This window comes from Colwellia piezophila ATCC BAA-637 (assembly GCF_000378625.1).
Lineage (GTDB): Bacteria > Pseudomonadota > Gammaproteobacteria > Enterobacterales > Alteromonadaceae > Colwellia > Colwellia piezophila.
Genome location: NZ_KB905171.1, coordinates 65036 through 78397, shown reverse-complemented (window position 1 = coordinate 78397; position 13362 = coordinate 65036). Strand labels below are relative to the sequence as shown.

Annotated in this window: 10 protein-coding genes and 1 pseudogene; 4 read left to right on the top strand and 7 right to left on the bottom strand. The window is 39.1% G+C overall.

From position 1 onward, the window contains the following. Positions 1 to 33 precede the first annotated feature (33 nt). The 5 genes and pseudogenes from F580_RS0118420 to F580_RS27345 all read right to left on the bottom strand — a co-directional run. On the bottom strand, positions 34 to 3129 hold the full coding sequence (locus F580_RS0118420; RefSeq protein WP_019029223.1) for a PqiB family protein: 3096 nt from the start codon (positions 3127 to 3129) through the stop codon (positions 34 to 36). Positions 3130 to 3131: 2 nt separating this feature from the next. After that, positions 3132 to 3794, bottom strand: coding sequence for a paraquat-inducible protein A (locus F580_RS24955; protein WP_019029222.1), 663 nt, complete (start codon positions 3792 to 3794; stop codon positions 3132 to 3134). Continuing rightward, positions 3781 to 4416, bottom strand: coding sequence for a paraquat-inducible protein A (locus F580_RS24950; protein WP_169338323.1), 636 nt, complete (start codon positions 4414 to 4416; stop codon positions 3781 to 3783). Before F580_RS24950 ends, F580_RS24955 begins: the two co-directional genes overlap by 14 nt. A gap of 142 nt (positions 4417 to 4558) precedes the next feature. After that, a complete protein-coding gene (locus tag F580_RS27350) occupies positions 4559 to 5128 on the bottom strand; it encodes a c-type cytochrome (RefSeq protein WP_245560648.1) in 570 nt (189 codons plus the stop codon). Between the two features lie 117 nt (positions 5129 to 5245). Then, positions 5246 to 5515, bottom strand: a pseudogene (locus F580_RS27345) (c-type cytochrome); the annotation flags it as partial. A 330-nt stretch (positions 5516 to 5845) separates the two neighbouring features. Here F580_RS27345 and yihA point away from each other — a divergent pair. Then, positions 5846 to 6535 (top strand): ribosome biogenesis GTP-binding protein YihA/YsxC, encoded by a 690-nt coding sequence (gene yihA, locus F580_RS0118400; protein WP_245560645.1) that lies wholly within the window; start codon positions 5846 to 5848, stop codon positions 6533 to 6535. 81 nt (positions 6536 to 6616) lie between these two features. Here the strand turns inward: yihA and F580_RS0118395 are convergent, their stop codons facing one another. Together F580_RS0118395 and F580_RS0118390 are read right to left on the bottom strand one after the other, a co-directional pair. After that, positions 6617 to 8323, bottom strand: coding sequence for an ABC transporter transmembrane domain-containing protein (locus F580_RS0118395; RefSeq protein WP_425393357.1), 1707 nt, complete (start codon positions 8321 to 8323; stop codon positions 6617 to 6619). 857 nt (positions 8324 to 9180) lie between these two features. Then, a complete protein-coding gene (locus tag F580_RS0118390; RefSeq protein WP_245560644.1) occupies positions 9181 to 10428 on the bottom strand; it encodes a GGDEF domain-containing protein in 1248 nt (415 codons plus the stop codon). Between the two features lie 673 nt (positions 10429 to 11101). On the opposite strand from F580_RS0118390, the gene F580_RS0118385 reads away from it, so the two are divergent. The 3 genes from F580_RS0118385 to F580_RS0118375 all read left to right on the top strand — a co-directional run bounded on the left by F580_RS0118385 (position 11102) and on the right by F580_RS0118375 (position 12878). Beyond that, entirely contained in the window at positions 11102 to 11344 is a 243-nt protein-coding gene (locus F580_RS0118385) for a hypothetical protein (RefSeq protein WP_019029216.1), read from the top strand. Positions 11345 to 11490: 146 nt separating this feature from the next. Beyond that, positions 11491 to 12072, top strand: coding sequence for a hypothetical protein (locus tag F580_RS0118380; RefSeq protein ID WP_019029215.1), 582 nt, complete (start codon positions 11491 to 11493; stop codon positions 12070 to 12072). A 107-nt stretch (positions 12073 to 12179) separates the two neighbouring features. Continuing rightward, on the top strand, positions 12180 to 12878 hold the full coding sequence (locus F580_RS0118375; protein WP_019029214.1) for a DUF5677 domain-containing protein: 699 nt from the start codon (positions 12180 to 12182) through the stop codon (positions 12876 to 12878). The last annotated feature ends 484 nt before the right edge of the window (positions 12879 to 13362 follow it).

Genomic DNA, 13362 nt, shown 5'->3' with positions numbered 1-13362 from the left:
GGTAATTAAAATGTAAGCAATTAATTAATGCTTTTACTCAACTTCACTACTTTTATCGTGAATGGCAATTTTAGGTTGCCATTCTAACCAGTCTTTATCGAGGTCTTGATGCAAAATAAAGCTGAGCGGTAGCGATGTTGGTTCATTTTCACTATTGGAATCAGTTTCCGGTGTTGCAAAGGCAATACCGCCGGCAATCAATGTTTCTATTGATTCAGAATCTATATTAACACCTGAGAAAATACCCGCTTCAATCCTAATACCACTAGTATTCCAAAACTGACTTTGCCCGTTAACTAGCGGAGCATAACGATTGACAATATTAATAAAAATATTCACTTCATCGGCGGTTGGCGATAGGTCAATACCAATTACTTTACCAACTTTAATCTGGCGGTATAATATCGGGTTACCTACACGTACAGAGCCAAGCCGGCTAGCCGTTAATTTAATATTTAACCCGTAAGCGAGTTTCTCAACGGTAGGGGCTAAATCGAGAGCTTGAAAGTGACCTTTTTCTGCAGCGTTGGCTGTGTGAGCAGGGAGTAAACCAATAAAAGCACCATCGAGTATGGCGGCAACATTTTTAGAACCGACTAAGCCTATTTGTGGTTCAACTTTCCAAAACTTTGTACCTTGCCTCGCATATTGACTGCCTTGGTCATTTAATAAAACCAGGGCGGTTACACCAACGACCGTTTTATTAAAAATTAAGCGTTCAATAATACCTAAGGTTTGCTCTTGATAAATAACTTTAGTATTAACTTTTAAACCGGCAAGATCATTAAAGTGAATACTAATTGATTGACCGGCATCTTTAGCATGTTCCTCATGCTTAAATAAAGTAAAGCTTGCCAATTCTTCTACGGGATAACTCGTTTTTAGCGAAGTTGTTAGTGCTTTATCTGGTGTATAAAAGCTAATGCCGCCACGTAAAATGGCATCTAAAGATTCTGTTTTGACGACAAAATCACTTAAACCACCAAAGATGCTAATACCGCCAGCATCATAAAAACGGCTAGTGCTTTGTAATAGATCTCGGTGCTCTTCATCAATAGTGATGCTGATTTTAATATTATCATCAGCTTTATTTAAGCTAATATTGTCTACTTGACCAATGGTGATGCCGCGGTAACTCACGGCACTTCCTGGTGTAGCTACGCTCGCATGATCTGTGGTTAAGGTTAGCTGTAAACCCGGTGCACTGGCGAGTTTTACCGGCGGCTTACTAAACAGGGAGAATTGATGTTGTATTTTACCTTGGCCAAGGTTAAAGGTAATGTAGCTACCACCGAACAGCGCCTCGGTATCACTGGCACCAGAGAGGCTTAAGCTAGGTTTAACTAAATAAAATTGTGTTTGTGCTTTCAATATATGTTGATATTTTTCTAGTAAACCAACCTGTAATTGTTGGTATTTCCCTTGATTAATAATTTTATGAACGGTACCAATTTCTACGCCTCGATATAATATTCGGGTATCGCTACTCACTTGTTCAATCGTGGCGACCTTTAAGGTGAAACTGATACTTTGCTGAGCTAATTTATTATTTGCATACAGTGAAAAATTATCGCCATTGTGAACCAATTCTTTTTGTGTATCTTGAGTCTTATCTGGGTTTGTAAAGGAAATACCGCCGGTTAAAATACTCTGTAATGACTGCGCTTGGATATCGACCCCTAATAAACTTGCCGAAATTTTAATACCGGAGTTATTATAAAAGCGACTGCCGTGATTTACATAATGGCTAAATTCTGGCTGTACATGAATATGAATTAAATGACGTTCAGGTGCTGTGGTTTCAATGGCTTGTATATTACCGACGACTTGTTGCTTGTAATAAATATTACTACCGACTTGCAATGAACTGCGATCATTACTTGTAAGCATTAAATGCAAGCCAGGTTCCGTGTATTTATAAGGCGGTTTATTGCTAAATACTTTAAATTTATTCCGAGATTTCCCTGCTAATGACGGTCTAATACTGATGTAATTACCGGTGAATAAAGTTTTCACATTGGCGAAACCGGTAAGACTAAATTGCGGTGAAACAATATAAAATTGTGATTGTTCTGTTAAGTAAGGCACAACACGCGGATTAACTTTGGCGATAGCGGTAATCTTCCGACTGACTGGGTCTATTTTACTGAATGACTCAATAAAACCAATCGTCAGACCTTGGTATAAGATGGCTGCATTGTGATCTATGCCAGAGTTCCAGTCTAAGGTTAGCTCAACTTCATGACCCATTTCAGCCGACTGAAAGTCAGCATGCAAAGGGTAACTTTGGCCATTTTTTGCTGGCGCTAAGTCTTGTTGATAACTCAGCGTATCAACGGATATACCACCGGCCAAAATAGAGGCTATAGAGTCGGTATTGATTTTTATTCCTGCAGACAGTGAAGCGGTTACCTGCACACCACTGGTATTATAAAACAATGAATTTTCTTTTACTAAGTGGGCGAATTCAGGTTTGATGAAAATGTTGATGGCAATTTTTTTACTGCTTTCTATATAGTGATAGCCAGTGACATAACCAATAGGAATTTGCTTAAAGCTGATAGGGGAATTTTCACTAATAGAGCCTAATACATCGGTATGTAAAGTAAGATGCAGACCAGGGGTCGACATATCTAATGTGGGAGGTTCAGTTAAGGCAATAAAGTGATCTTGGCTATCAGCATTTTTACTGGTATCAGGCATAATAGTGATATAACTGCCCGAAATTAGGGTATCTAACCCTGATATCCCTTGTAGAGAAATATCAGCACTGACTAACCAAAAGTGAGTATTTTCGGTCAGGTAACCGCTAAAACTTTTAGATATTTCAACTTCGGCGATAACACGTTTTAAGTCATCTGAGGGCACAACCTTTTTTACTAAGCCAGTTATTAAACCTTTATAACGGATTTGGGTTTTATTAGGTACTATGCCTGAGCCATTATCAAACTCTATGGTGATAAGGGTACCTTGTTCAGAAACCACCTTCACCATTAGCCACAAGCCAAAGATTAAGGCGATAAAAGGTACAAACCAAATAATTGAAATGCCTTGTCTAGGTACAATATCAGCACCCTTGTTAGTATTTTGATTATGCTCTGAGGCAGCAATATCGTTTTTATTGATCATGTCTATCCCTTTCCTTCTGGTAAAGTACCTGGTGTTTTTTCAGACAATAATGTTTCTTGAATCGCTGCTTTCTTATCCCACAATAAGCGCGGGTCAAAACTATTGGCAGCAAACATGGTAAATATTACTGTAATGGTAAAGTAATTTATTGCAGGGCCTGCCGCTACAGAGGTAACAAAGCCAAGTTCTACCACAGTTACCATTAAAGCGACCACGAAAACATCAAGCATTGACCATGGCCCGAGAAACTCAAGTACATGGTAAAATTTACTGTGTTTGTCTGGTTTTAACCGAATCCCTGTATGTGCTTTATAAACTAACACAAATAGGCCAATAATTTTCAATAAAGGCACTATGATGCTGGCGGTAAAAATTATCACTGCGATTGGGTATAAGCCATGATCAATAAACTCACCGATACCCGATAAAATCGTCGCATCACTACCGACACCTAATTGATAAACAATCATTATTGGGTAAAGATTGGCCGGAATAAAAGCGATCAAAGCGGCAATATTCCATGCCAATGTGTATTGTAAAGAGTTACGTTTACGTTGATAAAACATGCCATGACAACGACTACAGCGCTGATGCTCAGAAACGAGAGTATTGAGCTTATGGCATTTAGGACATAAAGTGAGCCCTTTGCTTTTAGCAGTGTTCATTATCACAGCTCCTAGGAAAAGCACGCTCTAATTTATCCCAGATAGAGTCTTGATCGAGTGCCGCGGCTGACATGGTTGAGCAAATCAACCACAAGATAAATGCCAACAAGCCCAGGTTGATCGATAGCTCAGTATCGTCGAGCAATTTATACATAGAAACGACAATGCCGAGCATAAACACATTGAGCATAGCCCAATGGTCAAGGTGATGATAAGCACGGAAGAAACTTAATAATGAAGGTTTCAAGCGATTAAATTTAAAACAATAACAGATATAAAGTGCGCCAGAGAGGCGTACGATAGGCACAGCAATAGCGAAGAGGAATACCAAGCAGGCAATCATAAAGAAGCCGCGATCAATCAGTACTAAAATACAATCAAATAACGAAGCTTGATGAAATTGCCCTGCCAAGGTCACACCCATAATAGGTAATAGAATGGCCGGTAACATGAGTATCAAGCCAGCAAGCGACCAGTGGAAGCTGCGCTCAATAGAATCGACTTTACGTTCTACTAACGTGCTGCCACAGCGGTTACATTTAGCGAGCTGCCCTTGTTTTAACTGTGGTTTGTCATAGAGCGCATCACACTGCTGACAAGCGACAAATAATGAGGTGTTCATGTTGTTGTTCATCTAGTTATTTGCTGTCCATTTAATTATCCGTTATCTATTCAATTGCGGAGAGGGCAAAATTTCAATGAAAAAAAAGCAGCGATAAACGCTGCTTCTTTATAAACTGGCTAATGAAGCAACCAATTCATTATTATTTTAATGAGGTGATGTATTGAGCAACCGCGTCAATATCAGCATCGGATAATTTAATCGCGATATTACGCATAATACCGTTGTTATCATTACCACGGCTACCATCACGGAAGCTAGTAAGTTGCTTTTTCAAGTAATCTTTACTTTGGCCAGTAAGGCTTGGGAAGCCGGCTTGCTTCATACCTTTACCCGCTACACCGTGACAAGCTATACAAGCAGTCACACCTTTAGCTGCATCGCCGCCAAGGTATAATTTATGACCTACTTCATTTGACTCGCCGGTTCCTGATTTAGCACTTTGTACCGCGAAGTAAGCAGCTAAGTCATTCATGTCTTCAGATGTTAGAGCTGCAACCATGCCAGCCATTACTGGGTCGCTACGTTTGCCAGATTTGAAATCAGCTAATTGCTTAGCAATATAGTTAGCACTTTGACCTGCAAGGTTTGGATAGATTGGTACTAAGCTGTTACCGTCGGCGCCGTGACAAGCGGCACATGCTAGTGCTTTGTCTTTACCTGCAGTGACATTACCGGCATAAATTGCGGCAGCAGGTGTCGAAGAAACAATTTCAACAGTACCGGCAGCGGGAGCACTTACTGGAGCTGAATCAGTACTAGAACCTGTACTTGCTGAGGCAGCAGCTTGTTCGTTGGCATTAGGTAAGCCTGAGAAGTGAGCCGCTAAATCAGCCATATCTGCGTCAGATAAGTTAGCCGCCATAGGCGCCATCATGGCATCGGTACGAGCGCCAGATTTAAAATCTTTTAATTGCTTGATGATATAAGCATCATTTTGACCAGCAAGGTTAGGGAACATAGGACTTGCACTAACACCAGTAGGACCATGACAGGCACTACACGTGGCCGCTTTTTCTTTACCTGCGTTAGCATCTGCGGCTTGTACAGCACTTACTGAACTTAAGGCTACAAATAGCGAAAAGATAATTTTTTTCATTGAGTTGCTCTCTGCTTGTCATTAATTTAGTTAGCTGTTTGATTAGTATAATAGCTATCTAATTAAAAAATGATAAAAAAGTATGATGGATGTTTCGGCATTTTACACGAATATTAGCCCGGTGTAATAGTTGAGAAGAAAAAATCCGGCAAAAAAACGTCAGATTTCACTGTTTTGGGTGTTTTTTGCATTATAACAGTGATTCTCTGTAATCAATGCCCTGAGGATAAGGCTTGTAATTCGCGCTGAGGACGAAATAACTTAATAGACTTGGTATAATTGCGCTAAAAAAACGCTATAATGTCACAAAATTTTTAACGAGTTATGCCCTTGTCTGCTACAAAGATACATTTAACTAAAGCCGCCTTTACCATTAGCGCACCAGATATTCGCCGTTTACCTGCTGATTCTGGTATTGAAGTTGCCTTCGCTGGCCGCTCTAATGCCGGTAAATCTAGCGCCTTAAATACGTTAACCAATCAGCGAGGCCTAGCGCGTATTAGTAAAACTCCAGGTCGAACTCAACTTATCAACGTATTTGAAGTTGCTGAGAATCGCCGTCTTATTGATTTACCCGGTTATGGTTTTGCTCAAGTACCATTAGCAATGAAGAAAAAATGGCAAAAAGCACTGGGTGAATATTTAGAAAAACGTAAGTGCCTAAAAGGCTTAGTTGTTTTAATGGATATCCGTCATCCGTTAAAAGACTTAGATATGGATTTAATTCACTGGGCAGCCGATAGTGAATTAGCTATGTTAATTTTGCTGACCAAGTGTGACAAATTATCGCAGGGTAAACGTAGCGCTGAAGTATTGGCGGTGAAAAAAGCCTTAGCGCCATTAAATGCCGACATTAAAGTACAAGCCTTTTCATCACTCAAATATACCGGCAAAGAGCAAGCTGATGCCATTATTTGTGATTGGCTTGAGCAAGAAAATGATCCTGAAGTTGAAAATAGTGTCGATCTTCAACTTAATGAGGAAGATGAAAATATTTTACCTGAAGATTTTCAGCATTAATTAAAGCAACTAATCCAAAATGAAAAAAGGAGAACCTCTTAGCGGTTCTCCTTTTTTTTATCGGTATTAACTTAACTTAGCTTACTTAAACTGTAGCTCTACTAATCGTTGATATAAGTCACACGTTTGCAACAATGAATGATGATCTCCGATATCAACTAACTGGCCTTGTTCTAATACGGCAATATGGTCCGCATGTTTAATTGTGGATAACCGATGCGCGATGATGATAGTCGTTCGGCCACGCATTAATTCTTCTAAGGCTTGTTGCACATGGTGCTCACTTTCACTATCAAGGGCACTAGTTGCTTCGTCTAATAATAAAATGTTGGGGTCTTTTAATATGGCTCGAGCGATAGCGATACGTTGGCGCTGTCCACCAGAAAGCCTAACGCCGCGCTCACCTAGAAAACTATTATAGCCCTCGGGTAAGTTAACAATAAACTCATGGGCATGAGCTTTTTTAGCGGCCGCGATTACTTCCTCATCGCTAGCAGCAGGTACGCCATAACGAATATTATGAAAGACGTCACTACTAAATAAAGCCGGTTGCTGTGGCACTAACGCCATTTGTTGGCGAAGATCTTTCGGATCAAGCGCGCGGATATCAGTGCCGCCTAAAGTTATGCGACCAACCTGTGGATCGTAAAAGCGTTGCAGTAGTTCAAACAAGGTGGTTTTACCTGCACCAGAAGGCCCTACTAAGGCGAGTACCTTACCTTGCTCGGCCGTTAAATTAAGTGCCATGGTAGCGGCTTGATTTGGCCTTGAAGGGTAGTTAAAGCTGACTTGTTCAAACTTGATTTCTGCAGTAAGTGATTTTGCTAGCGTGGCATTATCCTTTGGTGGGCAAATATGGCTTTCAACTTGCAATATCTCAATCAGCCTTTCGGTCGCACCCGCCGCACGTTGTAATTCGCCTAATACCTCAGAGATAGTTGCTAATGAAGAAGCAACTAAAATGGCATAAAAAACAAAGGCACCTAAATCACCGCCGCTCATCTTACCCTGAATAACGTCGCTTCCTCCCACCCATAACATGCCGGTAATTGCGCCAAAAACAATGATAATAACGCCAGCAATTAACGTGGCACGCTGTTTTATCCGGCGGCGGCCAATTTGAAATGATTTTTCTACTTCCTGGGAAAATGCGAGCCTTTCTTGTTCCTCATGGGTATAACTTTGTACGGTTTTAATGTGTTCGATAGCTTCGCCAGCATAGCTGCCCACATCGGCCATAGAGTCTTGGCTTTGGCGCGATAATCGTCTGACTTTACGACCATAAAATAATATCGGCACCAAAATAAAAGGTACTGATAATAAAACAATAAAGGTTAGTTTAATATTGGTCGCAAACAACATTACCAATGCGCCAATAAGCATTAAGGCGCTGCGAATTGCCATCGAAAATGAAGAGCCAATGATACTTTGCAACAACGTGGTATCAGTGGTGATACGCGACATAATATCGCCGCTGCCATTGGTTTCAAAATAACTTGGGTGCAAAGTAATAACGTGGTTAAAAATTGCCAAACGAATATCGGCACTGACCCGTTCACCCAACCAAGAAACCAAGTAGAAACGGGCAAAGGTACCACCCGCTATCAACACGGTAATCGCTAAGATAAACAGTACTGCTTGTTGTAATTGCTCAATGGACTGTTGGGCAAAACCCTCATCAATAAGCATTCTTACGGCTTGGCCAACAGATAACATTACCGCCGCAGTAAAAATAAGCGCGATAAAAGCGGCAAATACTTTACCTTTATAGGGACTAATAAATTGCATTAGCTCAAGCAGAATAGCGACCTTCTTTCTAGGTAAAGAGCTTGGTAAAGAGCCTTGCTCAGAAGTTGATGGAGAGCCTGGTTGAGTGCTTGGCGTTACACCGGATGAAGTATCACTAACCGTATGCATTTCTGGTTTACTGGTTGAGGCTTGATTACTGGTAGAGGATTGTTCAGACATAAGCTTCCTTTGTCTTTTGCTAACAAGGTGACGGTAACGTTGAAATAGCTAGCAAGCAGGTAAATTGAATTGTCACCAGTCTACGCGCTTCATACCCTGTGAACTAGTGAGTTCTACTTAATTTTAAGAGATGTTAGCGCTAGAGGTTGAGAGAATATGGAGGCGATAGGTAAATATCGTTTGAAATATGGGGCCCCCTCATAGCTAAAGATAATTTTTTCAGTAGAACAGAGCTAACGAGCAGGACAACCTTGGCAGTATTTGCTAAATTTTGGCTATAAAAAAGCCGATGAAATTTTCCTGACTGGGAGAAGTTAAGAAATGCATCGGCATACTAGCTTATGGGCAAGCTAAAAAACCATTACAAAAAGTGTTCGTTCGAGAACAAAATTACTATAAAGCAGTAGCTTTATAGTTGTAAAGTAACTTCGAAAGCAGTTGCGTTATTGTTGATTTAGATCATTATTTTGGTTTAAATAACGCCCTATAAACGATCACGTTGAACCTAAAAATGACGGCTCATTCATTTGTTTTTATGACTTCTCTGTGCGCTAAGCGGAAGTTAGCAACACCTTAACCCTAACGTCCGCTTCAAGCCTCAAAGCTGCCTGTGGGACTTCATACTAAGCGGCAACTTGGAGCGTTCTTTGGATGGTCATAAACGCTATCCTCAAAACTTAATTCACAATGCTAGGAACAAATCCCTTATCCGTTATAAAGGTATTCCTGCCAGAAGCTTTTGCGGTATATAAATGTACGTCAGCTCTTTTTAGAGCTGCTTTAAAGTTTTCATCATTACTGATTTTGGTATAACCAATACTTACGGTGATATTTTTGTCTTCTGGTAGAAATGGAAAATTAAGTAACGCGATAGACTGTTGTAATCGTGAAGCTAGTTTATGCATTCCCCCCTTATCAGCGCCGGGCGTAATAATGGCAAACTCTTCACCTCCTATTCGGCCTAAGGTGTCTTCTTTTCGTAAGCAATTACTCATTGCTTTGGATACTTGTTTAAGCACTTCATCTCCAGCATCATGACCATAGGTATCGTTGATTGCTTTAAAATGGTCTAAATCTAACATCATCACGCCAATATCATATGATAACCGTCGTGAACGGCTTAACTCTTCATTTGATGCTTGGAAAAAAGCGTTTCTATTAGCAATACCCGTTAGGCTGTCAGTATATGCGAGTTTTTCTAATTCAGCAGTGCGCTCAGCTACAGCTTTTTCTAACCCTATAGTATGCTTATGCACCTGCTGTCCCATCTCACTAATGGCCGATTTGAGTTTAACCATCTCGCTATCACTGCCTTTATCAGTTTCCAATGCAAGCGGACTGAATGATGATTCTGGCTTAAAGCTATTTAGCCAGTTAGATATTTCATTCAAATGACGAATCACCAAGTTATGAATAATAAAGAGGATAAAAATGGAAACAAAAAAGGTCTTAATAAACTGAGAAATAAGAATGATGATGAACTCATCCATGATTTTTTGTTTTATTGGGTCGATATCAATTTTAACTTCAATAGCTCCTACTGTTGTAAATCGTCCTCTAAATCCAAATATTAGTGGTTGCCGCCACCCTTGAGCCTTTATGTCTTTTTCACCTAAAAAGACTATTGTAAACCCATCTTTACCTTTGACAGTTATAGATTTAAAAAGGCCTGATTGAAACAAATCTCCAGCAATAAGAATGACTTGTTGAGTGTCGAGCTCCCAGGTTGATCGGGTCAAATGACCTGAGCTTGAGTTAACCCGTTGTTTAGATTTTTTTTGTAATTCTTCTATCTCATTTTGATAATTTAATGACAATTGGACAGCGGTAATTGTTACGGTAAATAACCCGCTAAATAGCAATATTCGAATCAATAAGACTCTTGATAATCGACTGGTATTTATTAACTTTGAGAGAAATGCCACACTACGTCCCTATAATTGCAAGCGGTACAAATTGGTAACATTCTAATAGAATGCAGATAATGTCAATTATTTGTACAAACAATTAAATTTTGATGGTTAGTTTACTGTCTACAGGGTAGTGCGATAAAAGACCGTTCATGGCATAAAGTTAACGTTCAATTAATTAAGTACCAATGACCGCGATGTTGTGAAGCGGACTATTATAGATGATAAATTCAAGCCAAAATTTAGACCGCTTTGTGGTACTTACCGCCCTTAATATCTCATTCAAAAAAATAGTGAACTCCAAATGAAGTAGTTTTTTTGTTAAGGGCTTCTTGGTGCGCATTCGAGACATTAGCAATAAATGTTTTGCTATATATTTTCTAATGAAATATTCACCTGATGTTACTGAGACGTCTTAGTAACACAACTCAACCAGTATGATGCTTTTATAACTACTTGAAATTATGATAATTAATCTATTTTTCGTTAGCTTATTACTGAGGTCTCTTAGTAACATCCAACCATTTATAAAAAAGTTATCATTTACGGTTTCTAATGTATTGATATTATGGGATATTAATATAAATTATTTAATATTTATGGTACGGACATTACTAAGACGTATCCATAATAAGCTTTAGGCAGTAAAGCGTATATTCATCGTAATAGGTTGTAATTGGCAATAAATATGAAAGAAAATAAAACAATATCTCAAATGTTCATGGGGATTATAAATCACCTGAACCAACGACCTATTTTAACATTGGCTATCGTGGTGACTCTCATTCTTGATTTTGTTTGGCTGAGTTATGCAAATTTTTTCAAGTCTGGCGTTTTAACCTATTTTGAATATCGTCCTTTTCAGGCTGGCTCTATTGTACTTGTAGCAATAATTACCATTGTAGTATTACTAAAAAAACTTGATAAATAGCCCATGAATTCAGGTGTTTGTCGTTACAACTGCCTAACAAGAAAATTAAGTGGGACTGCTAACAGTTGGCTAGGTTTCGCTCTGCTTCACATTTTAGCCAACTATTAATCAGCCCCTTATTTGGGCGTTAACTGGCAGGGATACCGATGACTCATCAGGCAGTTGTGGAAGAAGAAATATATACGCATGAATTCTTATGGCGTTCAGCCACTAAGGTATTATCAAATGAGAATGATGATTCATACCACTTCATAATGCCTTCACTCCTAATGAGCTATTTAGCTTTTGAAGCATTTATTAACTTTTGTGGGTATGCGTTATTACCTGAAGTTTGGAAAAATGAGAAAGAAAATTTCAAAGGAAAAGGGATTGAAGAAAAAATAAAAGTAATTACCAATGAACTCCCTAACTTCAATTGGAAAAAGGGAGAGAACCCTTATCAAACAATCAAAAGAGTAGGATGTTACAGAGATATGTTAGCTCATGGAAAAGTAGTACAGACAACCTATGAAACTACATTTAAAAATGATGGTTCACATTTTCGCTATGAACATGATTGGGATTCATTTTTAACTAGAAAATTTGTTTTAAGTGCTAGAACTTGTATTCAAGATTTTTGTAACTCACTACTCGTGGAACTGAGAAAGGTTTCTGAACATAACCACCTGAATTATGAAGCATTCAAAGGAAGTTTAGGGTCAGCAAAGGGATCGCCGACTGCCAGTTAACAAGTCAGTCAAAAGGACAAATAACAGTTGGTTTTTTCTCCTTCGTCGCTTATTTTAACCAACTATTTTATTGTCTGTTAACAGGGCGTTATGAAGATGAGGGTTCAATGGAACATCACGAAAATGTAAAGGAATTAAATCAGGTTCTTGATTTCTCGATTGCTCTATTTGAAGAATTGTATCAAGAATCAAAGCAAGCTCCATATATAACTATGATGGGGTTATTTGCAGCTATGGTCGAACAATGTCAGGCTTTGGGTACTTTGCTTGAACAACATCAGTTTGCCGCAACACAGTCTATAACTAGAAATGTACTAGAAATCTATGTTGATATTATAAATGTGAAGAAAGAGGGGAATTACGTCAACTACTTATGGGCTGAATACTATAATCGTGAAAAAGAGCTTGTTAAGGCTAAGACAAAGCAAAAACAATATCGAAAATTGCGTAATGATAGATTCTCTCTTTATCGTCCATCTCAAGATTTCTATTGTTTAACCATATCAGAAAAATTTACTCAGGCTGATCTAAAAGATGTCTATAGTTCAGTGTATTGCATACTATCAGCTCATACTCATAGTGGTGTGTTTTCCTTATTAAACAGAATTACAGAAGATGGGAAATCCAATAAGCTTAGTAACCAATGTTTATTTAAAAAAAGCCCTAGTGAAATAGAGTTTTTATCCATTCCGTTAATTACACACTACTTGCTAGATGCATGTGAAATCGTCGCTAAAGGGCATGGTGATGAGCCTTTAGCTATTGTGCAAGAAATTCGTTCGCACCTGACGGAAAAGCCTTCATAACAATACGCTTACATGCGTTCCTGCCAAAAAAAATGGACTCCACTGTATTGCCTACGGCAGCCTATTTAGCTAAAGCGTTATCAATACAAAATCTAATCCAACCTATCCAACCTATCCAACTAGCTGTAATAGCTAATGTCTCTTTTGTGGTAAATGTGATCGTTAAATAAATGGGTGCAGAGTAAATTTAAATGATTTGTCGCGGTGGCGACGACACCCAAAGGAAGACTGCCTCCGGCCTCCCTTTGGAATCCCTCGGAGCTGCTAACAAACGTATTCTTCAATTCACTCAAGTGTTATCGAGGTAACAGCGCTGATGGCACATCCATGTGCCGACAGCGCTTTATTCATCATCAGGACAATATGCTCCTGCATTGTCTAATAAGCTGCATCCATGCAGCGTCATGATGAATATACGTGAACACTTTCATTCATTTCATCGTTTGTTAAAGCAGATTGGGTACTTGTTGAGATATTGTACTTC

Coding starts and splice junctions, on each gene's coding strand:
- F580_RS0118420 (WP_019029223.1), bottom strand. CDS start 3,129: ATGATCAATAAAAACGATATTGCTGCCTCAGAGCATAATCAAAATACT.
- F580_RS24955 (WP_019029222.1), bottom strand. CDS start 3,794: ATGAACACTGCTAAAAGCAAAGGGCTCACTTTATGTCCTAAATGCCAT.
- F580_RS24950 (WP_169338323.1), bottom strand. CDS start 4,416: ATGAACACCTCATTATTTGTCGCTTGTCAGCAGTGTGATGCGCTCTAT.
- F580_RS0118395 (WP_425393357.1), bottom strand. CDS start 8,323: ATGCAATTTATTAGTCCCTATAAAGGTAAAGTATTTGCCGCTTTTATC.
- F580_RS0118385 (WP_019029216.1), top strand. CDS start 11,102: ATGAAAGAAAATAAAACAATATCTCAAATGTTCATGGGGATTATAAAT.
- F580_RS0118380 (WP_019029215.1), top strand. CDS start 11,491: ATGACTCATCAGGCAGTTGTGGAAGAAGAAATATATACGCATGAATTC.
- F580_RS0118375 (WP_019029214.1), top strand. CDS start 12,180: ATGGAACATCACGAAAATGTAAAGGAATTAAATCAGGTTCTTGATTTC.